We start from the raw sequence: 23735 nt of genomic DNA on the forward strand, positions 1-23735 counted from the left end.
TTGGGTTCGCTGGACGGGCGCGACGCCATGCGTCCATTGCACCGGCGAACCTCTATCACCCAGCTGCCCCGGCACACCGCACTGCGACGACCTGCTACTCCCCCATGAATGGCACCCATGTTCCGAAACCCCACCAGCACTTCGGCCGAGCTTTGCCCAGATCGCCTCCATCGGACAGGGACACTTCAGTGGGGCTTGGACTCCTCAGTAGGCCTGTGGCCCACCACCGCAATAGAGGACTGACAAGGCACCGTCGAGGTGCGCGGATGGCAATGTTTCACGTGAAACATTGCGCAGTCGCCTCGGTGGTCCTACCTGCCGCGCAGCTGAATGGATTCCCATAGATGCCAGCACCACGATTCGGAATGCTGGCGTTAGCCTGGCCAGGAAAAAGCGATTCCAATTCATCATCAGCGCTTTCGAATTCACATTTCCGCAGCCCTCACCCCCAACCGAGACAACCCGTATGCATCGAAGCAAGCGACTCAGACGGTTGTGATTCGATGGGAAACGAAACCGAAGCGAAACCGGTTCGATCGTTGAACGGCCTGTAGGAGACCGCTCGTTCATCAACTCCGGCGGTAACCACCAGCGTGCAGATTGCAGCCGATGACCACCGGGATTTGGTCGTGGCCCTCCCGCGGCGAGTCGCGGCCACCGTGACGACAGCCCCACACTTGGTCTCTGGGATGCAACCCCTGCCGGCTGTTCGCCACGCCTTGTCGGCACCCGCGAGCAGGTCGCCAATGGCGACCACGCCTTCAGAAGCACAAATCATTCGCACCCGAAGGGCGGGACGGACGCGGTCGACGACGAGAGTCCGCATTCCTGTACCTCACCCCGATATCGCTCCCTCGTAGTAACCTTTGGTGCCGACCAGGACGCCTTTCCGGACTATCACGCCAACCGGGGAAGAAACGTCACGGTGACAGTTGGGCTCAGCCCCTGCCGCGACCGAAGGCGTCCCTCGGGTCCAGCCTTTCGGCCCGGACCTCGATCGTCTCGGGTCCAGAACGGAGCCGCGTCGCGCAAGCAGCCGCCGGAAAGAATGCGTCCGGATCCAGACTCGTGACAATCGACGGGCCAAGCGATTCGCCGAAGCGATTGGCTGGCTGCATGGCCGGCCGCGTGGCGCTCTCCTCGAGATTGCCGAAGGGTCGGCCCGCCGTGCGGGTACTCCGGCAGCGTCGAACACGAGGCAACGAAGCACGACCCAAGAATGCCGTCGATGTCAGCAGCCGGTCAATAGCGTGCGTCCGACCGCTACTGTGCGGCAGTTTCCACCTGAGTGATCCAGGAAGACGAACATCTCGAGCCGAACTCGGGAGACAGGAGAGTCGAGAGATTCAATCATGCCCGGCGCGACGGTTTGGCCTTTTTCGGTCGCCCGGCCGGGGCTGTCGCAATTCGTCGCCCGGAAATAACAACCGTCTCCGGATCGAGGGCTCCGGCACCCACGGTGAGGACCGCGAGGTCAACCAGTCCCGTCGCCTGCACGGCCAGACGGTCACGCTCGATCTCCTCTGCCGCGCTGGAACCCTTGAGCGCCAGTAACTTTCCACCAACTCGTAGGAGCGGCGCCGACCAGGCGGCGAGCTTGGCCAGTGGTGCCACAGCACGGGAGGTGACGACATCCGCGCCACCGCATTCAGCCAGAACTTGTTCGGCGCGACCACGGATCACCCGGCAGTTCACGAGTCCGAGTTGATCCACCATTTCCTGGAGGAATATGCAGCGACGCTCCAGCGGCTCGACCAGATCGATCGAGCAATCGGGCCGCGCAATGGCCAGGGGAATTCCAGGCAAACCCGCCCCGGACCCGATATCGACCACCCGCTGGCCATTCGACAACAGCGAACCGACGACCGCCGAATTCAAGATGTGCCGGGTCCACAATCGGCCGGCTTCACGCGGTCCGATCAAACCTCGAACAACGCCATCGGTGCCGAGCGCCAGCGCGTATCGCCGCGCAAGTCCGATACGGTCTCCGAACACGGCGAGGGCAACTGCCGGCTCGATCTCGACTCCACCAGCATCACCCTGGTCGCCGGTCATCAATCTGCAGCCGGGAGCCGGGGGTCAGCAACCATCAAGACGACCACCACGGGAGCAAGCGTCCGTCAGGCAGCGGGGCTGATCACAACACGACGGCGCGGCTCTTCGCCCTCGCTGGAAGACTCGACCCCGTCGACGGTGGCGACGGCGTCATGCACGATCTTGCGCTCGAACGGATTCATCGCGGGGAGCTTGAACGCCTCGCCGCTGTCCGCCACCTGCTCCGCAGTCGTGACTCCGAGCTCCGTCAGTTCCGTGCGGCGACGGGCACGGTAGCCCGCGACATCGAGCATCAGCCGGGACCGCTGGCCGGTCTCGGCTGTGGCTGCCAGACGGGTCAGCTCCTGCAGAGCGTCGAGGACTTCACCGCGCTCACCGACGAGCTTGTCGACATCACCGTCACCGATGATGGACACCACGGCGCGCTCACCCTCGACATCCAGGTCGATGTCGCCGTCGAAGTCGAGGATGTCGAGAAGACGCTCGAGGTAGTCGCCGGCCGCATCACCTTCGGCGACGAGCAGCGCGTGCTTGTCGACCCGTCGGCTGGTCGTCGACGTTCCACTCGCCTCGGTGCCGTCCGACTCACCACCATCCGACTCACCACCATCCGACTCGGGTGCGTTGAATTCACCTTCACCCTGATCGCCGTTCAGCTCTGTTTCGGACTGATCGACGGCAGCGGAGTTGGTCTCGACGTCCAGATCGTCGTCGGCGATGGTGGTCGTGTTCTCGCTCATGGATCTACCTCTTCTGTTCGCGTGCAGGTTCGAAATTTCAGGAGGAAGCCGCCGCGACGTCACCTTCGCGCGGCACTGGTCCATCTCTGGGTGGACCGATCAGCGCTGACCCGGCTTCTTCTTCTTGGCGGTGGTCTGCCTGGTTCCGGTCTTGGGCTTGGCTCCGTTCGACCCGTTCGTCGGAGCCGGGGCTGAAGTAGTCGACGTCGCGCCGGTCGCGGTCGCAGCAGTCTTGTTCAGCGATGGCCCGGACCCGTTGGGCGAACCGTTGCCGTTGGACGACCCGTTTGACGAGCCGTTGCGGTTCGCGCCGGAAGTCGCAGACCCACCATTCGCGACCGGCCCAGCCTTCGGTGACGGCTGCACCACACGACGCTTGGATCCACTGCCGCGCGGCTGACCGTTGTACGGCTCGCCACTAGTTGCCGGACGGCCACCCGGCGTCAACGGGCGCGACGGAGTACCGGTCCGTGCGCCGGTCGGCTTCGCACCCGGTGCGGGCTTGGCCCCTGGGGCAGGTCGGCTCGCGGGTCTCGCTCCGGGCAACGGCTTGGTATACGTTCCCGCGGCCTTGGCTTCTTCGACGACCATCGATTCCGCGGCGATCTTCTTGTCCTGGATCCGGTGGGCGACGTACAGCTGGCCGAAGGTCCAGCTGTTGTTGGACAGCCAGTAGAACAGGATCGCGAGCGGGAAGAACGGACCACCGATGATGACGAACAGCGGGAACACGTACTTCATCAGCTTGTTCATCAGGGCGGCCTGCGGCATGGCGTCATTGCCCGGACCCTGCATCTGCTGCTGACGCGCCACCGAGCGACGGCTGGTCAGGAACGTGGCAATACCGGCCAGGATGGTCAGCGGGATGCCGACGGCGATCACGGTCGACCGCACACCCTCCAGAGCGATGAGACCGACCTGATTCGGAGTAGAAACCGATGGCATCGTCATGAAGGCGGACAACGGAGCTCCGCCGAACAGCTTGGAATCCACGAACGAGGCGACATCCGACGCGCCGAAGAAGTAGTTCTCGCCCTGGTTGGGTCTGAACATCTTGAGGACGTGGAACAGCCCGATGAACACCGGAGCCTGGACCAACGCGGGCAGACAGCCGCCCAGCGGGTTGACCCCGGCCTCCTTGTTGAACTTCTGCATCTCCTCGGCGAGCCGCGTCTTGTCGTCCTTGTACTTCTCGCGGATCTTCTTGAGCTCAGGAGCGACGGCCTGCATCTTCATCTGCGAGTTCATCTGCTTCATGAACGGCTTGAACAGCAGACTCCGCAGGGTGAAGACGAGGAAGACGACAGAAAGCACCCAGGCCCACGCGTTGTTCGCGCCGAGCACCGAGCCGAAAACCTTGTGCCACACCCACATGATCCCGGAGACCGGGTAGTAGATGTAGTCGAGGGAGAAGAAGTCAAAACTCTTCACGCGGCATTGCTCCGGGGGTTCGGCGCTGCGGCTGTCGCCGGCCGCGCATCTGGGTGGAACTCGGCGCAGGTCGCCGCTGGTATTTGGCCGATTTCACACGTGCCGGCCACGGAATTCACAATGACTGAACTTCCGGAGCGGCTCTTGCGTTCCCGAGCGGGTGGAACTGGATCCATGCCGCCGGAGTGCCACGGGTGGCAGCGCCCCAGCCGACGGATAGCCAGCCAGGTCCCGCGCAGCGCACCATGCTCGATCAGCGCCTCGGCCGCATAGCTACTGCAGGTCGGGTAGTACCGGCAGGTGGCCGGAAGGCTGGGGGAGATCTGTCGCTGGTAGAACCGAATCGGTCCGAGCAGGAGTCGTGCCGGGAGCGACGCACTCATGCCGACCCTCCATTCCTCGTACCGACAGTCTTGGACCGAGCATCAGCGAACCGAGCATCACTGGACCGAGCAGCGTCGGCACGGATGCCCTCGGACCTCGCCTTCCGGACCGCCGCCGAGATGCCGGCGCCGAGATCCAACGCCAGTTCAGCGCTGGTGGCCCCAGCCGCCGAGGGTAGCGCTCGGATGACGATCGCGAATCCCGGAGCCAAACCAGAAAGCTGTTCTCGCACCAGAGGCCGCAGCCGCCGGGTGACCTGGTGGCGGACAACCGAATTCCCGACCTTCCCGGAAACGACAAAACCGGCGCGTGGTGGTCCGTCATGCCCGGTGGGCAGGAGGTGGATCACCAGACGCCGGGTGCCGGCACGCCGACCGCCTCGCACGACCGCCGCAAAATCTGCCGCGGTTCGTAGACGTGAGTCTCCTGGCAGCATCAGGGACGGATCAGCGAGAGATCGTCCGGGTGTCAGGCCGAGATCTCGTCGCGGCCCTTGCGGCGACGGGCCGACAGGATCGCGCGACCCGCACGGGTACGCATGCGAAGACGGAAGCCGTGGACCTTCGCCCGGCGGCGGTTGTTCGGCTGAAAGGTGCGCTTGCTCACGGTGATCTCTCCAAGGTTCGAACTACGGGACTACGTGCTCCGCCGGGTCGGCGGGGACAGCAGGGCGGATCGATTCCGACCAACCGCAACGCCGACCATCGCCAGAGCACTGCCGTCGGTCAGCACTTCTTCGGAAGGAAAAAGTGCATCTTGCACTGGCGTGCAAACGGCATGCAACAGCCCGGCACCGTACGGGTCTTGTCACCAGGGTAGAGACTCACAGCCCCGGGGGTCAAACCAGACCGGACCACCCGATCGCGACACGCCGGTCCAGATGCTTGCCTCGTTCGGCCACCTTGTGGGAAGGGCCGGAGTGTTGTTAGCGTTCCCCGGCCATGACCCGCAGAACCCGGGTCGCTCGCCACCCTCGAACGCTCTCCGGGACCACGTACTTCCAGTGGTTCCCACCCGACAGCTGACTTCGCAGTCTGCCGTGTCATAGTTATCGACCCTTACGCCGATAGTTATCCACACACGGTGGACAACCCTGTGGATGGACGACGGCTCAGCAGGAGAGGGAGGGATTTGCCAGTGCCCGACGAACCTGCCGACCTGCAAAATGTCTGGCAGCAAGTGGTCGCGGACCTCTCGTCCTCGCTGACCTCGCATCAACGGGCCTGGCTCGCCATCACCGACCTCGTCGGCCTCATCGGCACGACCGCCCTGATCGCCGCGCCCTCCGGCTTCGCCCGCGACACCATCGAGCGGACCCTGCGCGAACCGATCACCGCAGCGCTTTCCGATCGGATGCAGCTGCCCATCTCCCTGGCGGTCACCGTCAGCGAAAGCGCAGCCGCCGGCGAGACCGGCCAATTGGGACTCCCACTGGACGGCACCGGGACGCATGGCGGCCTCCCGAACGGCAGCATGAGCGGGCCCGGGCACATCTCCGAGCAGACCACCAAGAGTGCGACTGTCCCTCATCAGCAGTCGCTGGGTCAGCATTCGCCGACCGGGTCGAACGGTAGCTACTCGAACGGGCACGCCCACGGCATCAACGGTGGGCTGAACGGTTTCTCCTCGCCGTCCCGGGACGAGTCCGACGACGATGACGTCGACGAGGAGGCCGATGCCCTCGCGACGGTGACCGAGATCTGGCCGACCTACGCAGTGCGCCGCGATTCCGCGCCGGCCAGCTCGGCGCAGACCAGGTTGAACGAGAAGTACCACTTCGAGACGTTCGTCATCGGGTCGTCGAACCGGTTCTCGCATGCGGCGGCGGTCGCGGTGGCCGAAGCGCCGGCAGTGGCCTACAACCCACTGTTCATCTGGGGTGATTCCGGTCTGGGCAAGACCCATCTCCTCCACGGCATCGGGCACTACGCGCAGCGGCTGTTTCCCGGCATCCGGGTGCGGTACGTCTCGAGCGAAGAGTTCACCAACGACTTCATCAACTCCCTGCGTGACGACCGCAAGGTCGCGTTCCAGCGCCGGTACCGGGACGTCGACATCCTGCTGGTCGACGACATCCAGTTCCTCGAGGGCAAGGAAGGCACCCAGGAGGAGTTCTTCCACACCTTCAACACCCTCTACAACGCCAACAAGCAGATCGTCATCTCCTCGGACCGAGCCCCGAAGCGGCTGGAAACGCTCGAAGATCGGCTCCGGACGCGGTTCGAATGGGGTCTGACCACCGACATCCAGCCGCCGGAGCTCGAGACCCGCATCGCGATCCTGCGCAAGAAGGCCTCGCTCGACGGGCTCAACGCTCCTGACGACGTCATGGAGTTCATCGCCAGCCGGATCGAACGGAACATCCGCGAGCTCGAGGGCGCGTTGATCCGGGTGACCGCCTTCGCCTCGCTCAACAAGCAACCGGTCGACCTGTCGCTGGCCCAGATCGTGCTGCGGGACCTCGTCCGCGATTCGGTGTCCAACGACATCGACGCCGCAACGATCATGGCAGTGACCGCCGAGTACTTCGGGGTCACCCTCGACGAGCTGTGCGGACAGTCCAAGACCAGGGCCATCGCGTCCGCACGGCAGATCGCCATGTACCTGTGCCGCGAACTGACCGACCTGACGTTGCCCAAGATCGGCAACACCTTCGGCAACCGCGACCACACGACCGTCATGCACGCCGCCAAGAAGATCCGTACCGAGATCGCCGAGCGCCGGCAGACCTACGACCACGTGCAGGAGCTTTCCGCACGCATCCGGGACCGCTCGCGTCGCTGACGCCGCACGATCCGAGACATCAAGCAGCACAACGGCTTCTTTCGGGCCGAGGCGACGCTGTCCACGGCCGCGGAACGCTCGGCCGCCACATCGGCGACCAACGCGATGGACTGTTCCCCGTGCCTCGCCGCGGGCACAGTGCACGTCGCCGGGCCTGCCAGCACCTCCGTAGACCGCCACGCGCCCCCAGAGCGCCGCCAGTGACACCAGAGCGCGCCCGGGACCGATCACCCCGCGCCGAACCGGGATTTCAGGTCCCACACGACCGAGCACGAGACACACCAACCTCGCCGCGCGGGATCCGCCACGCCGAGCGAGGACCTCATTTCCAAGATTTTTCGGTATGCACATCGTGTGGACAACCCTGTGGACAAGTGGGGACCAAACGGGGACAACCTGGCCGCCGGCCGATCCATCCCCAATCGAGAAAGTTGTCCATCGGTCCGGTGCCTGGTCCCGTCCCCACCACGCCACGCCTGCCGGGCTGCGCCGATGGCCCTCGGTCCACACCATCCACAGCACTTACTATTACTGCTGTTTTCTTCCTCTAGAGAGAGGTACTTCAACAGTCTGTGTGTGGATCGAGTCGCCGAGGTCCGCGAACGGAATGCCCCGGGGGTGACGCACTGGTCGGGTTGGCCGTACGGTTGCACTCCCCGGTCCGGAATCCCCCGCCGCCTCCGCCGAGCAAACGTCCGTGAGAAGCCTGCAGCCGAGCCCGTCCCCGCACCGTCCCGACCACTGCCCCGCACAGTCACCGCACCACCCGCAGCACGGCCCGCATCACCCAGTATCGCCCCAGCCCCGATCATCACCACCACAGTGGATCACCCCCCACCGACAGCCATCCTGACCTGCGATGATCGGTCGAACACCCGAGAACCAGCACCAGCCAGAGACCAGCCCAGCACGCAACCAGCACCACCCGCCAGCCCTCGAGCGGCCGCCGAGCCGCGGTCGATGGCCATTTTCGGAGGATCGATGAAGTTCCGCGTCGCCCGCGAAGACCTCGCAGACGCAGTTGCCTGGGTCGCCAAGTCGCTGCCCAGCCGTCCGCCCGTCCCCGTGCTCGGCGGCATCCTGCTCGAGGTCGAGGGATCGACCCTGGTCGTCGCCGGCTTCGACTACGAGGTCTCCACCAGGGCCGAGGTGTCGATCGACGCCGATTCGGGCGGACGAGTCCTCGTCTCCGGGCGTCTGCTGGCCGAGATCACCCGGGCCCTGCCGGCCAAGCCGGTCGAGATCTCGACCGAGGGATCCCGCGTGCTCATCAACGGCGGTTCGGCGCGGTTCACCCTGCCGACGATGCCGGTCGAGGACTACCCGGCGCTGCCGTCGATGCCGGCCGCGTCCGGCAAGGTCGACGCAGCAGCGTTCGCCGAAGCCGTCGTCCAGACCGCCGTCGCCGCCGGCCGGGACGACACGCTGCCGATGCTGACCGGCGTCCGCGTCGAGATCGAGGGCGAGAAGCTCACCCTGGCCGCGACCGACCGGTTCCGACTGGCCGTCCGCGAGCTGACCTGGACCCCCGACGCCCCCGACATGTCCACCGCCGTCCTCGTCCCGGCCCGCACGCTCGCCGACGCGGCCAAGAGCCTCGGTGGGTCCAACGAGGTCATCGTCGGGCTGGGCGACGGGCTGCTCGGCCTGCAGGCCGGCGGCCGCCGCACCACCGTCCGGCTGCTCGACGTGGAATTCGTCAAGTACCGCTCGCTGCTGCCCAGCGAACACACCACCACCGTCGACGTCCCGGTCAGCGAACTGGGCGAGGCGATCAAGCGCGTCGCCCTGGTCACCGACCGCGGGCACCACCTGCGGATGCAGGTCACCGACGGCGTACTCACCCTGACGGCCGGCGGCGACGACGAAGGCCGGGCCGAGGAGGGCCTTGGCGTCGAGGCCGACGGCGCCGAACTGCTCATCGCGTTCAACCCGACTTACCTGCTGGACGGCCTCGGGGTGCTGCACGCTGACACCGTGCGTCTGGCCTTCACGACGCCCTCACGGCCCGCGCTGCTGCTGCCACTGGTCACCGAGGACGGCGAGCGCACAGTCGATTCGGCGTACCGGTACCTGGTGATGCCGGCCCGCCTGCCCGGCTGATCGGTGTACGTCAGGCACCTCTCTTTGGTCGACTTCCGGTCGTGGTCGACGGTGGAGTGGCCCCTCGATCCGGGTGTCAACGTGTTGATCGGCCGCAACGGCGCCGGGAAGACCAACCTCGTCGAGGCGCTAGGCTACCTCGCCACCCTCTCCTCGCACCGGGTCGCCTCCGATGCACCGCTGATCCGACGGGGTGCCGAACGGGCGATCATCCGGGCAGCGGTCGTCTCCGACGGCCGGGAACTGCTGCTCGAGGCGGAGATCACCGCGGGCAAGGCCAACCGCGCCAGGATCAACCGGGCTCCGGTGACCAGGGCCAGGGACATCCTCGGTGTCCTGCGTACCGTGCTGTTCGCGCCCGAGGACCTTGCGCTCGTCCGCGGGGATCCATCCGAGCGTCGGCGCTTCCTCGACGAGGTACTGATCATGCGAACCCCGCGGCTGGCCGGCGTCAGGTCCGACTACGACCGCGTCCTCAAACAACGCAGCGCGCTGCTGAAGTCAGCGGGGCGGGGGAGAGGTGGCGCCGACCTCTCGACGCTCGATGTCTGGGACGAGCACCTGGCCGCCTCCGGTGCCGCGCTGCTGCTGGCCCGGATGGAGTTGGTCCTCGAGATCACGCCGCACGTGGTGGCCGCCTACTCGGATCTGGCACCGTCCTCGGAGGCAATCGATCTGCTCTACCGGTCGTCGTTGGGCGAGGCGATGCCCGGACCGACGCCGACCGAGGCGGAGCTGGCAGCCGCGCTGCTCGCCGAGATGGGTCGGCTGCGTCAGCAGGAAATGGATCGCGGGGTCTGCCTGGTCGGGCCGCACCGGGACGATCTGGAGCTACGACTGGGGGAAGGACCGGCGAAGGGCTACGCCTCGCATGGCGAGTCCTGGTCGTTCGCCCTGGCGCTGAAGCTCGGTGGGTTCTCCCTGCTCCGATCGGACGGGGTCGACCCGGTGCTGGTCCTCGATGACGTGTTTGCCGAACTCGACACGTCCCGTCGGGGCCGGCTCACTCACCTGGTCGCCGATGCCGATCAGGTGCTCGTCACCGCTGCGGTCCCGGGTGACGTGCCTTCCACCTTGGCGGGCATCCATCACCTGGTCGCTGAGGGAAAGCTCGAAATGGTGACCTAGTCCACTCCGTTTCGGCCCTACCATCCACAAAGCTGTGTACAACTTTGTGGACAACTCCACCTGACACCACTGTGAGTACTTGCCGAAGACACCAAAGGATGATCCGGAAGGGGTAGGCGTGAAAGAGCCCGACGAGCCTTCCCGGGCCGACCCGGCCAAGAAGTCGGGCAAGGGCGCGGACCTGGCGCGTGATGCGCTGGCTGCGGCCCGGGCGCAGAACGCCGCACGTCGTCAGTCCCTCAAACGCGAGATCGAGCAGAACCCGAAGGGACGACGATCGGGCTCGGCTGCCTCGCTGCGTCGGCGTCGGTGGTCAGGTTCGGGTCCGGACGCCCGGGATCCCGCGCCGCTGGCCTCCACCTTGAAACGATGGATCGGTGACGCTGGAGCCGGCGCCGACCTGACGAAGGCGGCGATCATCGGTCGGTGGGCCGACATCGTCGGTCCGGAGATCGCCGACCACTGCGAGCCGGTCAACCTCGTCGACGGCGAGCTGATGCTGCGCGCCGAGTCGACGGCCTGGGCCACCCAGCTGCGGATGCTGGCGCCGCAGATCGTCGCGAAGATCAATGTCGCCGTCGGGCATGGCTCGGTCCTGCGGATCCGAGCCCAGGGTCCGTCCGGCCCGTCCTGGCGCTTCGGACCCCGCCACGTCTCGGGTCGTGGCCCGCGGGATACCTACGGCTGATCCAGGCGACCGGCTGATGCACACGACCAGCTGATCCGCCAGGCACCCACGGCTGACGTCGGGTCAGGACGGTTTCGTGACGCGTCGGGCCGATATCGTCAGGCCCATCACCCTCGCCGACCGCTGCCAGAGCCGCCACGGGCATTTCAGGGCCGCCGTTGGCGCCCTGTTGTCGTACTTACCTAGTAGAATCGAGGGTGCGGGCATTTTCCGGGTTCTGTCGCGATCTGGCGGGCGATTCGGAACGCTCGCACAGCACTGCCGAGCGGAGCGGGACGAAGAGCCGGGCGGCACCGAGAGAAAGAAGCGATGGCACCTGTGGCGAGCAACAAAGAATACGGCGCAAACTCGATCACCGTCCTGGAGGGCCTCGAGGCCGTCCGCAAGCGGCCCGGGATGTACATCGGCGACACCGGTGTCACCGGCCTGCACCACCTGGTCCAGGAAGTGGTGGACAACTCGGTCGACGAGGCGATGGCCGGTTTCGCCGATACCGTCAGGGTGACCCTCCGCGCCGATGGGGGAGTCGAGGTCATCGACAACGGCCGTGGCATCCCCGTCGAGATGCACCCGCAGCAGAAGAAGCCGACCGTCGAGGTCGTCATGACAATCCTGCACGCCGGCGGCAAGTTCGACTCTGATTCCTACAAGGTCTCCGGTGGCCTGCACGGTGTCGGCATCTCCGTCGTCAACGCCCTCTCGACCAGGCTCGACGTCGAGATCCACCGCGACGGCGCGTACTACCAGCAGACCTACACGAAGTCGAAGCCCGGCCCGCTGAACACCATGGGCAAGTCCGCCAAGACCGGCACCACCATCGTCTTCTGGCCGGACGACACGATTTTCGAGACGATCGAGTTCTCCTTCGACACCATCACGCGGCGCCTGCAGCAGATGGCCTTCCTGAACAAGGGCCTGACGATCGTCCTGCGCGACGAGCGTCCCAAGCACGAGGGCGACGATGCGGTCCCGATCGAGAAGACCTTCCACTACCCGGGTGGCCTGGTCGACTACGTCCGTCACCTGAACGCCACGAAGGACCCGGCGCACCCGTCGATCATCGGCTTCGAGTCCAAGGCCGAGACGATGGAGGTCGAGGTCGCGATGCAGTGGAACATGTCGTACAACGAGTCGGTCCACTCCTTTGCGAACACCATCAACACCATCAACGGCGGCACCCACGAGGAAGGCTTCCGAGCCTCCCTGACGTCGGTCGTCAACCGGTACGCCAAGGAGAAGAAGTTCCTCAAGGAGAAGGACGACGCGCTGTCCGGCGACGACGTCCGCGAGGGCTTGGCGGCGATCATCTCGATCCGGCTGAGCGAGCCGCAGTTCGAGGGCCAGACCAAGGGCAAGCTCGGCAACACCGAGGCCAAGTCGTTCGTGCAGAAGGCGTGCAACGAGTGGCTGACCGACTGGTTCGAGCGGAACCCCAGCGAGGCCAGGACCATCATCTCCAAGGCGATCTCCTCGTCGCAGGCCCGCTCGGCCGCCCGTCGCGCGCGAGAACTGGTGCGCCGCAAGGGTGCTCTGGAGATCGGCGGCCTGCCCGGCAAGCTCGCCGACTGCCGGTCGACGGATCCGGAGTCCTCCGAGCTGTACATCGTGGAGGGCGACTCGGCCGGCGGCAGTGCGAAGTCCGGCCGCGACTCGATGTTCCAGGCGATCCTGCCGATCCGCGGCAAGATCATCAACGTCGAGAAGGCCCGCATCGACCGGGTTCTCAAGAACACCGAGGTCCAGTCGCTGATCACCGCGCTCGGCACCGGCATCCACGACGAGTTCGACGTCACCAAGCTCCGCTACCACAAGCTGATCCTGATGGCCGATGCCGACGTCGACGGCCAGCACATCCGCACGCTGCTGCTGACGCTGCTCTTCCGCTTCATGCGCCCGCTGGTCGAGGGCGGGTTCGTCTTCCTGGCCTGCCCTCCGCTGTACAAGCTGAAGTGGTCGCGCGGCGAGCAGGAGTTCGCCTACTCCGACCGCGAGCGTGACGGTCTGATCGACATCGGCACCAAGGCCGGGCGCAAGCTGCCCAAGGACGACGGTGTGCAGCGGTACAAGGGCCTCGGCGAGATGGATGCCAAGGAACTGTGGGAGACCACGATGGACCCGGAGCACCGCCTGCTGATGCAGGTCACGCTCGATGACGCCGCTACGGCGGACGAGTTGTTCTCCATTCTGATGGGTGAGGACGTGGAGGCGCGCCGATCGTTCATCACCCGGAACGCCCGCGACGTCCGTTTCCTGGATTTCTAGACAAGTTGCTGTGCGCCTGAGATTCTCGCGAACCTTGGGTGCGCAGTTGTGGGTCGGGAGCGCTCGACCGACCTGACCGTTCTGCCCGTTTGTCCACAGAGTCCATCCCCATGTGGACACCGCTCTCACCCGTTCGGTGGAGCTGAATTGATGGAAGGCCACCACACGTGACAGGCCCTACCGGCCCCTCGGTCCCGGAACGCGATCGCACCGAACCGATCGACATCGAACAGGAAATGCAGCGGTCGTTCATCGACTACGCGATGAGCGTCATCGTCTCGCGCGCGCTGCCCGACGTTCGGGACGGTCTCAAGCCGGTGCACCGGCGCGTGCTCTACGGCATGTACGACTCCGGGTTCCGCCCTGACCGCGGCCGGGTCAAGTCGTCCCGCGTCGTCGGCGACGTGATGGGCAACTACCACCCGCACGGCGACAGCTCGATCTACGACACCGTCGTCCGGATGTCGCAGCCGTGGTCGCTGCGCTACCCGCTGATCGACGGCCAGGGCAACTTCGGCTCGCCCGGCAACGACCCGGCCGCCGCCATGCGGTACACCGAGTGCCGGATGGCGCCGCTGGCCATGCAGATGCTGGCCGGGATCGACGAGAACACCGTCGACATGATCCCGAACTACGACAACAAGACCACCGAGCCGACCGTGCTGCCGGCCCGGATCCCGAACCTGCTGGTCAACGGCTCGTCCGGTATCGCCGTCGGGATGGCCACCAACATCCCGCCGCACAACCTGCGGGAGGTCTCCTCCGCGGTCATCTGGTGCCTGGAGCACCCGGAGGCAACCCAGGAAGAGCTGCTCGAGGCCGCCATCGAGCGCGTCCCGGGACCGGACTTCCCGACGGGCGCGCTGATCGTCGGACGCGACGGCATCTCCGACGCCTACCGCACCGGTCGTGGCTCGATCCGGATGCGCGCCGTGGTGGAGATCGAGGAGGACGCCAAGGGGCGCACCATCCTGGTCGCCACCCAGCTGCCGTACCAGGTCAACCCCGACAACCTCGTCGAGGGCATCGCGCAGCTCCACAAGGACGGCAAGATCACCGGCGTCGCCGACATCGCCGACGAGTCGAGCGACCGCATCGGTATGCGCATCGTCATCACGCTCAAGCGTGACGCGGTCGCAAAGGTTGTGCTGGCCAACCTCTTCAAGCACACCTCGCTGCAGACGTCGTTCGGCGCCAACATGCTGGCCATCGTCGACGGGGTGCCGCGCACCCTGCGCATCGACCAGATGATCAGCTACTACGTCGCCCACCAGATCGAGGTCATCACCCGGCGGACGCAGTACCGGTTGGACCGCGCCGAGGAACGCGCCCACATCCTCCGTGGCTACGTGAAGGCGCTCGACGCTCTCGACGAGGTCATCGCCCTGATCCGGCGGTCGGCCACCGTTGACATCGCCCGTGAGGGTCTGATCGAGCTGCTCGACGTCGACATCATCCAGGCCAACGCGATCCTGGAGATGCAGCTGCGCCGGCTCGCCGCCCTCGAGCGGCAGAAGATCATCGACGAGTTGGCCGAGATCGAGGTGATCATCGCCGACCTCCAGGCCATCCTGGCCAGCGACGACCGCAAGCGCAAGATCATCATCAGCGAGCTGGGGGAGACGGTCGAGAAGTACGGCGACGACCGCCGGACCAAGCTGGTGCCCTACGACGGCGACGTGTCCCTCGAGGACCTCATCGCCGTCGAGGACGTCGTCGTCACCATCACCAGGACGGGCTACGCCAAGCGGACCAAGACCGACCTCTACCGCGCGCAGAAGCGCGGCGGCAAGGGGGTACAGGGTGCGGCGCTCAAGCAGGACGACATCGTCGCGCACTTCTTCGTCTGCTCGACGCACGACTGGATCCTGTTCTTCACCAACAAGGGTCGCGTCTACCGGGCCAAGGCCTACGAGCTGCCGGAGGCCAACCGGACCGCGCGCGGCCAGCACGTGGCGAACCTGCTCGCCTTCCAGCCGGACGAGAAGATCGCCCAGGTCATCCAGATCCGCAACTACGAGGTCGCTCCGTACCTGATCCTGGCCACCAAGGGCGGTCTGGTGAAGAAGAGCGAGCTGACGGCGTTCGACTCCAACCGTTCCGGCGGGATCGTCGCGATCAACCTGCGGGATGACGACGAACTGGTCGGCGCGGTGCTGTGTTCTTCAGAAGACGATCTCCTGCTCATTTCTGCAGAAGGTCAGTCGATCCGCTTCCACGCCACCGACGAAGCACTGCGGCCGATGGGGCGCGCCACCTCCGGGGTGCTCGGGATGCGGTTCAACTCCGGTGACGAACTGCTGTCGATGGACGTCGCCCGCGAGGGCATGTACGTGTTGGTCTCGACCGCCCGCGGCTACGCCAAGCGCACCGAGATGAGCGAGTACCCGGTCCAGGGCCGCGGTGGCAAGGGCGTGTTGACCATCCAGTACGACCGTCGTCGCGGGAAGTTGGTCGGCGCGCTGATCGTCGATCTGGACGCCGAGGTCTACGCGATCACCTCCGGCGGTGGTGTGATCCGAACCACAGCCAAGGAGGTACGCAAGGCGAAGCGTCAGACTATGGGCGTCCGCTTGATGAACCTCCAGGAGAAGGACAGCCTGGTGGCCATTGCGCGGAATGCCGATGCCGGAGACGATGCGTTGATCGATGAGGTGACCGAGGCGAACGCCGGGGGAACTCCGGAGGCCACCGTGGGAACCCTGGACATGACTCAGGCTTCACCCATCGGCGACGATGCTGTTGGAGAATCGGCTGCGCCTGCTGACGATTCCGATGACACCGTCGACACTGACTCGACCGACGGAGATGAAGACGGAGGTACGGAGTGACCACTCCGCGCGCGACACCCGCCGGGGGACCGATCGGTGCCCAGGTCTCCTCGAGCGCCTCGGCGCCGGTGAGGCCGGCCGGCGCCACCCCGGCGGGTCCGGTCGGATCCAACGGGGGGCCGGTCTCGATCCCGACCGCCTCGTCCGACCGCGGGACGAGCACCTCCGCCCCGCGGAAGGTCAAGGGTCAGCGCCGGCCGCCGCGCCTCGCGTCGTTGCAACTCAAGCGCATCGACCCGTGGACCGTCCTCAAGATCAGCCTGATCGTTGCGATCGTGATGTTCTTCGTCTGGATGATCGCGATCGGCGTGCTCTACCTGTCGCTCGGGTCGATGGACGTCTGGAGCAAGATCAACACCACCTACGCCACCCTCGTGACGTCGGCCGACACCACCGGCGGGGCGGCGAACCAGCTGATCACGCCCAGTGGTGTCTTCATCGTTGCGGCCGTGATCGGGGCGATCAACATCGTGTTGTTCACCGCCCTCTCGACCGTCGCGGCGTTCGTGTACAACGCCGCGGCTGGCATGTCCGGTGGCGTGGAGATCACGCTGGGCGAGCGCGACTAGTTCTCTGGCGAGGCCAGGACCGTTCACGACGCTATTACCGATCCGTTACGGGCCCTGAGTGGACTGACCGTCATGAGCGCAGACGTGATGGTCAGAGCCCGGAAGATCGAGGTCTAGGACATGCCTTTTGCATGCTGGACGGTGCCCGTCCTGACGCCCAGCAGTGCCGAAGCCATGGCCGCGGCCTCGGTGGGGGCGATCGCGGTGCCGGTCATGTTCGAGAGCGATGGATCGCGGAGTGACGGTGTGATAGGCCGGTTGCCGCGGCGCCTGATGTCCGCGGCGGTGGCCACGAGCACGCCGACCTCACCCGATTCGGCGTAGTCGGCTCGCTGGGACACGATCAGCGCGGCGGTCTCCAGGCAGAGTGCCGACGGGTAGCTGTAGGTCAGAGCGGTCGCGGCGTGCAGGGCTGCCTCGGCGCGGTCGGCGGCCTCGTCGAGCTGCCCGGCGGCGAGCAGCGAGCGGGCCAGCAGGCAGCGGAGCAGCGGCAGTTCGCGCTCGACTCCCAGGGCCGGCGCCTCCTCGTCGGCGGTCCGGCCGTAGCCGATGGCCTTCTCGAGGTCGCGGTCAGCGAGGGCGATGCCGGTCGCGGCGGACAGCAACACCACCCGGGCGATGCGGCGACCCTCGGGGAGCAGTTCCAGCCCCTCGGCCAGCAACTCACGGGCCGAGCTCAGCGCCCCGACCTGCCAGCAGATCATCACGGCGGTGGGCAGGGACGCGGCCAGTTGTTCGGGAGAAGCGTTGCGGCGACAGGACTCCAGCGCGTCCAGCGCGTACCGTTCGGCCTCCGGGTCGCACCGTTCGGCCAGCACCGACCCGACGCCCATGGCCGCACCGACGTACATGTTGCGGTCGCCGATCCGCTCCGCGATCCCGATGGATTCCTTGACGTAGTCGACGGCGTCGACCCCGCGGTCCAGGTCGTCGGCGATGCCCCCGAGGTACATCAGGGCGCGGGCGACGTACCCGTCGTCATGGCCGCGGAGCTGCCGTACCGCGGTGTCCAGGATCGGCAGCGCCCCCTCGGAGTCGCCGGTCCAGTAGCTGAGGTAGCCATAGGCGAAGTACGCCAGTCCGGTCCAGGGCGAGGGGGCGGCCCCATCGAGCAGCCGGGAGAACCAGAAGCGCCCTTCGGAGACGTTGGTGGCCGCCCAGTAGCGGTGCAGCCGAAAAGCCAGTTCCAGCCCGAGGTCCCGGTCGACCCGGCCATCGGCCGACGCGGCGAGCAGCGACCGGACGCTGCCGGTGATCTGGGTGATGGCATCGGCAAACGGCCCGGGTGGGGCTTTCGCGTCATCCGGGAGCATCGTCCGCACCGCGTTGGCCAGCCGGGTGAAGGCGGCCCGGAGCTCGGCCTCGGTGAGCCGGCCGGCGGCGAAACGCTGGATGTCGTCGTCCTGCCGGTACTGCCAGCGGGGGCCGGACCGGTCGACGGACATCAGGCCGCGGTCGGTGAGTTCGCGCAAAATCCGGACGATGCGGATCGGTGGGATGTCCTGGTCGGACACCACCCCGCGGATCAGCGGCAGGCTGACGCTGCCGCCCAGCACCGTGCACCGACGCAGCACACTCGCCTCGTCCGCGCTGAGCAGGGCATAGCTGTGCTGGAGCAGCGCGGTCAGCCGATCCTGCTCGGGCGGCGCGTCGCTGAGCTCCTCGAGCAGGTCGGCGGGGGACTGGACGGTCAGCTGCGCGGCGACCAGTTCGAGCGCCAGCGGGAGGCCTGCGCTGCGTTGGCAGAGCGCAGCGACGAGAGCGGTGTTCTGTTCGTCAAGGACCAAATCGCCTCCGGCCTCGGTGACCCGCTTGACCAGGAGTTGGAGCTGGGGGTTGGTTCTCGGGTCAATCCCAGGCTGTAGGCCGGGTAGCGGCTCGAGGTGCAGTTGCTCCTCGTTGTCGAGGCCGAGCGCCAAGCGTCCGGTGACGAGGATCGTCAGCGCCGCACAGCCAGTGACCAACGCGCTGACCAGCGACGCGACCCCGTCGACGACCTGCTCGCAGCCGTCGAGGACGAGCAGAGTGCGGCCGAGGGGGGCCAGGTGGTTGAGCGAGGACGTGGCCGGGTCGGTGTCGGCCACCGTGACGCCGAGCTCGAGGGCGACCTGGGAAGCGACCAGTTCGTCATCGGCCGTGGTGGTCAGCGATACCCAGAGACCGCGGGCAATGGTGGCCGCCTGCAGGGCCAGCCGGGACTTCCCGACGCCACCCCGGCCGGTCAGCGTGACCAGTCCGGGCGTGGCGAGCTTCTCCGCGAGCTGGCGTTGCTCGGCCCGCCGGCCGACGAACGCGCCCGACGTCGCGGGCAGCCGAGCGCTGGTGGTGAGCGTGTCGGTGCGCAGGGCCTTGAGGTAGACGGCCACCGTCTCGGCGCTGGGGTCGACGCCGAGCTGTTCGGCGAGCATGGCGCGGCACCGTTCGTAGGCCTGGACGGCGCCGGCCCGGTCGCCGGCGTGGTCGAGGGCGGCGATCAGGATCCGGTGGGCCCGCTCGTCCAGCGGGTGGCTCTCCAGCAGGTCACGGGCGGCGGCGAGGGCGCGATGGTGGTCGTTCTGGGCGCCGGCCGACCGCACGATGACCTCGACGGCTCTCGATCGCAGGTGGTCCAGGGTTTCGCGATGGGGGCGGAGCCACTCACCGTCCTCCGTCGCCAGCAGATCCTGACCGTTGAGCGTGGCGGCCGGGGTGGCGAGTTGGAGTGCTCGCGCCGGGTCCTGCTCGTGTTCGGCGAGGTCCAGGTCGTGGGTGGCGGATCTGATGTCAGTCTCCGCTGCCGCGTCGAGGGAGTAGCCGGCCGGCACGGTGGTGATGAGCAGTTGGTCGCCCAGCCCGATGGGCGTGAGGGCGGTGCGCAGGGCCCGGATGACGCCCCGAAGGGCCGGCTGCCAGGTGGGCGGCGGCTCGTCCGACCAGATGATCATCGCGAGGCGTTCCGCGGGGATCGGATGCTCGGACAGGGCCAGCGCGACGAGCGCGACGCGGGCCCGCCGGCCCCCCAGAGCGATGCCGCTGACCTGGCGGTCGTCGTGGCTGACCGCGACCGCGCCCAGCACGTCCACTCGCACCTCCGGAGTGTAGGAGTCAGTACTGTGTGACTGCGGTGACAGTGTCCGGGATCGCCTTTCGGGCCGCTGACCTGGGATTTGGGTCGGCCGGATCGGTTGCGGTAGTCTCTGTGGTCGCGGCGCCCTCGAGAGTGCGAGTCTTTCGAACCGGCGCCGTGAACGATGTTCGAGGGCCTGTAGCTCAGGCGGTTAGAGCGCTTCCCTGATAAGGAAGAGGTCGGAGGTTCAAGTCCTCCCAGGCCCACGTAGTTCCCTCGCTGGTAGTTCGTGCAGCGTCCCGACGAAGAACGGACAGTGCCGAGATGAAGAAGCTCCTGCTCCTGATCGCCTTGGCCGGTGGTGCCGCTGCACTCGTGAAGAAGCGTCGCGATGCCGCAGCCGCCGAAGCCGCGCTCTGGGACGAGGCCACCGGCACCACCCGGTAGTTCTTGCTCCTGGCCGGTTCGCCGGCCGCCCGGCTCGTGGTGGCTCCCCGCCGCTGCGGGCCGTTTGTTCTTCCCGCTCCGTTGGTTCCGATCGCCGGCGCGGGCCCGGGGACGTAGCTCAATTGGCAGAGCACCGCCTTTGCAAGGCGGGGGTTAGGGGTTCGATTCCCCTCGTCTCCACCAGTGTGCTGGCTGATCAGAGCTGGTGTCGTCGATCTTGGACTGGCCCGCCCGGATGCCGTGCCCACATCCTGGGGTGAGGCGCCGTTATTCCTGCTGGTCAGACGGGCTGAATCAAGGAAGTTCACAACCGCGTCGAGGTCGTCCGGACTGCCACATTTCAGGGCAGTGTCGGCGTGAGTTCGTGCGGATGGAAGCCTTCCGGCAGCTCGGCTTCTATGACTGCCGTGTTCCACCACGTCGGTCTGGCATTGCCCACGCGCAGCACCGTGCCTTTGGGGGAGCGGATTCTTCCAAACCAGGCCGCCCTTGGTGTCGACCACCGTCCGGTAGATCGATGCCCGGCGCCGGTCCAAGTCGATTGACCCGACCTCCAATGCGGCCATCTCCCCCCAGCGGATGCCGGTGTAGGCCAATACCCGGATGACGTCGCCCCCCTGGCCGGCGGCCTGGGCGAGGCGTTCGACCTGGGCGTGGGTCAGGTAGCGGCGCGGGCTGAGGTTGGGGCGGGCGAGCGCCCCAGGTCACCGCGGCCGGCCAGCCAGTCCACCACCCACGGACCGGTCAGCAGTCTGCTGTGCGAGGGTTGGATGTACAGGCCCTGAAGTCTCGTCACTTCGACGGTCGCTGCAAACTCGGCCGCTTCATACTTGGTCTTGAAGCCGCGCTTGTCGGTCTGCTGACGCTCCGGCGTGCGATACCGGACCCGGTACCGCCTGCTCCCGTCAGCCAGGAAGTACGACTCGATTGTCGCCATCGTCTGGGCCTCCCATGCATGGCTGGTCAGCGGCCAGGGTGCCAGAGCCGTGTCACCCGCCGCCCGACGCTGACGACCCTGAGACGGACTGCGTCACCCCGGAACCTGGGCAGTGTCACCCCGTGTTTGCGTTGGCGGCTTGGCCGCAAGTCAGCGATGGGATGCGGGATCCATTTCGAGACCGACGATGCCGGCGACCCGGTGTAGGTCGACGTCGTAGGCAAGCAGGCTGGCGTTGTTCCGCCAGGCGACTGATGCGATGAGGCAGTCGATGAGGCCGCGTGGAGTGACTCCGTTCTGTCGGCACTGGCGGTAGATCCGAGCCGCGGACTCAAAGTCGGGTGCCGGATCGACCGAGTACAGGTGGAAGCGTTGCAGGAGCCGGCGTAGGTCGCGTTCGCGGGTATCGGTGCGTGCGCCAGCGAGAACTTCCATCACCACCGGCTCGGTGACCGCGATGGGGCCGTCGTCGGTGATGAGCTGGGTGAGTCTGAGATCGACAGCGCTTCCGGTGGCCCGGTCGAACTCGACCCAGGCCGAGGTGTCGGCCAGGATCACGCGGCGGGTTCGGTGTCGGCCGGCAGATGGTTCAGCGCTTGGGCGCCGCGCATGGCCAGGGCCTCGTCGCGGGTCATCGGCTGTCCAGCCAGGTGGCGCAGGGCCAGGTCTACCGCCTCGGTCTTGGTGTGGATGCCGTAGCGGTCCATCACCGTCCGGACGTAGTCGTCGTCGATCTCGATGTTCGTCCGCGATCTACCCATACACCTAACGTACACCGTAGATGTACGTTAGGTGTGTCCGCTGCCGTCTGGTCAGGCCTTACGACTCTAGGCCTGACAATCCTTGAACGGTGTCAGACGAAGTCCAGCGGGTGGAGGTCGGAGATATCGATCGGGCTGAGTGCGAGCACGTGTGGCACGTGCACGAACCCCAGCGCCCGCTTCCCCGCAGCCCGGCATTCGACGAGGTACTCGAGGTGCTCGACTGGGACATCAATCGTCTCGCGATAGGTAGACGGATCGATTGGCTCGAATTCATGCGAAGGTGGTCGAGAGGGACGTCCTCACCGGGTGAGCTGTTGATCTACCGGGTCGCCCCGGAATATCGGACGAGCCGGTGCCCGGCCAAGTGCTCGATCGGGATCTGCAGCAAACACCGCTGCAGGAGTTGGGATGACGCGATCCCCAGCCGCTCACGCGCGGCGACCAGGAGCCGCGGGTCCAAGGTCGAGAGGTTCACCGTGTCCGCCCACGGCGCGTCCAGGTGGGGCACGCGATAGGACATCACACCCTCGCGGCCGGCGTACTTAGGGACCTCGCGCCCGTAGATGTCCGGGTAGACGGTCGCGAGATGGTTCAGCGGGTATAGCACATTGCCCCGAAAGTCGGATGCGAGCTGGTGGTAGACGAACTGCCCCTGAGGAGCCACCTGCCGAGGATAGGAGCTCTGCCCGCAGCGCACCAGATAGATCTTGCCCGTAGCAGCGCCCGCGCATGCCGGGTCTCGCTCTGGTGAGCACCAACGGGTGATCAGGTCACCTCCCGTCCGCGGGGGCAGATCGCCACAGTCGCAGTGCGTGGGACCTGCCGCACGGCAGCGAACGCGCCTTCACCGTCCTCCGCGTCGTGTGCGGAGCGAGCCGAGTCGGCAGCTCAGTCAGCTCGAACCAGCCACGATCTTATGAACCTTTACCTATGCCCAAAGGCGGTTACTGGTCCAGAGAGCGGTTGGGTCACCACTCAGGGATGTACGGTGAAAGCAACCTCCTCAAGCAGCACCTACCACGACGCTCCGTTCAACGTAGGTCCAGGGGGATCCGTCACGCGGCAGGTCCCACACCCGGGGCAACCAGCTGTTCACGGTTCAGCATTCTGGGTGTAATGCACTCAATATTATCAAGCAGGAGACCCAAATAAGCACAGGGTTGCCAGTCCATCACTCGAATTTACAGCCTAACTAGCGCAAGGAGCAGCCGTGTCACGTTGGGACGTGCAGCTTTCGTACATGCTTAAGCTACAGACTCTGTCCACCGAAGAAATTGATTCACTTGGAAGTAGCTTAGCTGGGTCGCTTAACGAACCTGATGAAGAATCGGTCAGCGTCGGGCACTTAGTTGATCAATTTGACAAGGACGGTTTACTTATTCGATTTGCCGTGGATACCTATTTTCCTGGCAAGGCGGTGGATGACAGAATTGTTCTTATTCAAAAGCTCGACAACGGTGCCCAACTAGTGGTGTGTCTCCAAAATAACAAGTGATTGCTTGGTAGACTGAGTTATGCGAGCACCCACTCCCGCTTTGGAGATGTCCGACGGTCAGCGTCAGATGC

At 66.2% G+C, this 23735-nt stretch carries 19 protein-coding genes, 2 tRNA genes and 1 pseudogene; 11 read left to right on the forward strand and 11 right to left on the reverse strand.

Annotated features, from left to right (window positions below):
- Positions 1–1350: 1350 nt before the first annotated feature.
- From rsmG to rpmH, 6 genes and pseudogenes are all read right to left on the reverse strand, one after another.
- Positions 1351–2055, reverse strand: coding sequence for a 16S rRNA (guanine(527)-N(7))-methyltransferase RsmG (gene rsmG / locus ABIB25_RS25250; protein ID WP_354531294.1), 705 nt, complete (start codon positions 2053–2055; stop codon positions 1351–1353).
- Between the two features lie 65 nt (positions 2056–2120).
- Positions 2121–2795, reverse strand: coding sequence for a Jag family protein (locus tag ABIB25_RS25255; RefSeq protein WP_354531295.1), 675 nt, complete (start codon positions 2793–2795; stop codon positions 2121–2123).
- Between the two features lie 99 nt (positions 2796–2894).
- Positions 2895–4226 carry a membrane protein insertase YidC gene (gene yidC, locus ABIB25_RS25260; protein ID WP_354531296.1) on the reverse strand — a complete coding sequence of 444 codons (1332 nt, stop codon included), beginning with the start codon at positions 4224–4226 and terminating at the stop codon, positions 2895–2897.
- 122 nt (positions 4227–4348) lie between these two features.
- Positions 4349–4609, reverse strand: a pseudogene (yidD, locus tag ABIB25_RS25265) (membrane protein insertion efficiency factor YidD); the annotation flags it as partial.
- Positions 4606–5046 (reverse strand): ribonuclease P protein component, encoded by a 441-nt coding sequence (gene rnpA / locus ABIB25_RS25270; protein ID WP_354531297.1) that lies wholly within the window; start codon positions 5044–5046, stop codon positions 4606–4608. The pseudogene yidD and the gene rnpA, both read right to left, overlap by 4 nt.
- A 32-nt stretch (positions 5047–5078) precedes the next feature.
- Complete coding sequence (gene rpmH, locus ABIB25_RS25275; protein ID WP_354531315.1) at positions 5079–5222, reverse strand: 50S ribosomal protein L34; 144 nt, start codon at positions 5220–5222, stop codon at positions 5079–5081.
- Positions 5223–5747: 525 nt separating this feature from the next.
- Here rpmH and dnaA point away from each other — a divergent pair.
- From dnaA to ABIB25_RS25310, 7 genes are all read left to right on the forward strand, one after another.
- On the forward strand, positions 5748–7394 hold the full coding sequence (gene dnaA, locus ABIB25_RS25280; RefSeq protein WP_354531298.1) for a chromosomal replication initiator protein DnaA: 1647 nt from the start codon (positions 5748–5750) through the stop codon (positions 7392–7394).
- A 981-nt stretch (positions 7395–8375) separates the two neighbouring features.
- Positions 8376–9497 (forward strand): DNA polymerase III subunit beta, encoded by a 1122-nt coding sequence (dnaN, locus tag ABIB25_RS25285; protein WP_354531299.1) that lies wholly within the window; start codon positions 8376–8378, stop codon positions 9495–9497.
- A 3-nt stretch (positions 9498–9500) separates the two neighbouring features.
- The gene (recF, locus tag ABIB25_RS25290; protein ID WP_354531300.1) at positions 9501–10625 is read left to right on the forward strand and encodes a DNA replication/repair protein RecF; all 1125 of its coding nucleotides are present in this window, start codon (positions 9501–9503) and stop codon (positions 10623–10625) included.
- 118 nt (positions 10626–10743) lie between these two features.
- Positions 10744–11313, forward strand: coding sequence for a DciA family protein (locus ABIB25_RS25295; protein WP_354531301.1), 570 nt, complete (start codon positions 10744–10746; stop codon positions 11311–11313).
- A gap of 309 nt (positions 11314–11622) precedes the next feature.
- On the forward strand, positions 11623–13575 hold the full coding sequence (gene gyrB, locus ABIB25_RS25300; RefSeq protein WP_354531302.1) for a DNA topoisomerase (ATP-hydrolyzing) subunit B: 1953 nt from the start codon (positions 11623–11625) through the stop codon (positions 13573–13575).
- Positions 13576–13742: 167 nt separating this feature from the next.
- Positions 13743–16406, forward strand: coding sequence for a DNA gyrase subunit A (gyrA, locus tag ABIB25_RS25305; RefSeq protein WP_354531303.1), 2664 nt, complete (start codon positions 13743–13745; stop codon positions 16404–16406).
- Positions 16403–16975, forward strand: a complete 573-nt coding sequence (locus tag ABIB25_RS25310; protein WP_354531304.1) for a DUF3566 domain-containing protein — start codon at positions 16403–16405, stop codon at positions 16973–16975. Before gyrA ends, ABIB25_RS25310 begins: the two co-directional genes overlap by 4 nt.
- A gap of 113 nt (positions 16976–17088) precedes the next feature.
- Here ABIB25_RS25310 and ABIB25_RS25315 read toward each other — a convergent pair whose 3' ends face one another.
- Positions 17089–20043, reverse strand: coding sequence for an ATP-binding protein (locus tag ABIB25_RS25315; protein WP_354531305.1), 2955 nt, complete (start codon positions 20041–20043; stop codon positions 17089–17091).
- A gap of 170 nt (positions 20044–20213) precedes the next feature.
- On the opposite strand from ABIB25_RS25315, the gene ABIB25_RS25320 reads away from it, so the two are divergent.
- The 3 genes from ABIB25_RS25320 to ABIB25_RS25330 all read left to right on the forward strand — a co-directional run bounded on the left by ABIB25_RS25320 (position 20214) and on the right by ABIB25_RS25330 (position 20651).
- Positions 20214–20287, forward strand: a tRNA-Ile gene (locus tag ABIB25_RS25320).
- Positions 20288–20345: 58 nt separating this feature from the next.
- The gene (locus ABIB25_RS25325; protein WP_354531306.1) at positions 20346–20468 is read left to right on the forward strand and encodes a DLW-39 family protein; all 123 of its coding nucleotides are present in this window, start codon (positions 20346–20348) and stop codon (positions 20466–20468) included.
- 107 nt (positions 20469–20575) lie between these two features.
- A tRNA-Ala gene (locus tag ABIB25_RS25330) sits at positions 20576–20651 on the forward strand.
- Between the two features lie 475 nt (positions 20652–21126).
- Here the strand turns inward: ABIB25_RS25330 and ABIB25_RS25335 are convergent.
- From ABIB25_RS25335 to ABIB25_RS25350, 4 genes are all read right to left on the reverse strand, one after another.
- A complete protein-coding gene (locus ABIB25_RS25335; RefSeq protein ID WP_354531307.1) occupies positions 21127–21405 on the reverse strand; it encodes an Arm DNA-binding domain-containing protein in 279 nt (92 codons plus the stop codon).
- Between the two features lie 150 nt (positions 21406–21555).
- Positions 21556–21963, reverse strand: a complete 408-nt coding sequence (vapC, locus tag ABIB25_RS25340) for a type II toxin-antitoxin system VapC family toxin (protein ID WP_354531308.1) — start codon at positions 21961–21963, stop codon at positions 21556–21558.
- Positions 21960–22166: a type II toxin-antitoxin system VapB family antitoxin gene (locus ABIB25_RS25345; protein WP_354531309.1), complete on the reverse strand. Its 207-nt coding sequence runs from the start codon at positions 22164–22166 to the stop codon at positions 21960–21962. Before ABIB25_RS25345 ends, vapC begins: the two co-directional genes overlap by 4 nt.
- Positions 22167–22488: 322 nt before the next feature.
- Entirely contained in the window at positions 22489–22833 is a 345-nt protein-coding gene (locus tag ABIB25_RS25350) for a hypothetical protein (RefSeq protein WP_354531310.1), read from the reverse strand.
- Between the two features lie 546 nt (positions 22834–23379).
- Between ABIB25_RS25350 and ABIB25_RS25355 the strand changes: the two genes are divergently transcribed.
- The gene (locus tag ABIB25_RS25355) at positions 23380–23664 is read left to right on the forward strand and encodes a hypothetical protein (RefSeq protein ID WP_354531311.1); all 285 of its coding nucleotides are present in this window, start codon (positions 23380–23382) and stop codon (positions 23662–23664) included.
- Positions 23665–23735 lie beyond the last annotated feature (71 nt).

This window comes from Nakamurella sp. UYEF19 (genome assembly GCF_040546275.1).
Classification (GTDB): Bacteria; Actinomycetota; Actinomycetes; order Mycobacteriales; family Nakamurellaceae; genus Nakamurella.

Excerpts from the sequence above, each read along its gene's own strand:
- ABIB25_RS25345 (WP_354531309.1), bottom strand. The coding sequence starts at position 22,166 with ATGGGTAGATCGCGGACGAACATCGAGATCGACGACGACTACGTCCGG.
- gyrB (WP_354531302.1), top strand. The coding sequence starts at position 11,623 with ATGGCACCTGTGGCGAGCAACAAAGAATACGGCGCAAACTCGATCACC.
- rsmG (WP_354531294.1), bottom strand. The coding sequence starts at position 2,055 with ATGACCGGCGACCAGGGTGATGCTGGTGGAGTCGAGATCGAGCCGGCA.
- dnaN (WP_354531299.1), top strand. The coding sequence starts at position 8,376 with ATGAAGTTCCGCGTCGCCCGCGAAGACCTCGCAGACGCAGTTGCCTGG.
- ABIB25_RS25325 (WP_354531306.1), top strand. The coding sequence starts at position 20,346 with ATGAAGAAGCTCCTGCTCCTGATCGCCTTGGCCGGTGGTGCCGCTGCA.
- rnpA (WP_354531297.1), bottom strand. The coding sequence starts at position 5,046 with ATGCTGCCAGGAGACTCACGTCTACGAACCGCGGCAGATTTTGCGGCG.
- ABIB25_RS25335 (WP_354531307.1), bottom strand. The coding sequence starts at position 21,405 with ATGGCGACAATCGAGTCGTACTTCCTGGCTGACGGGAGCAGGCGGTAC.
- ABIB25_RS25255 (WP_354531295.1), bottom strand. The coding sequence starts at position 2,795 with ATGAGCGAGAACACGACCACCATCGCCGACGACGATCTGGACGTCGAG.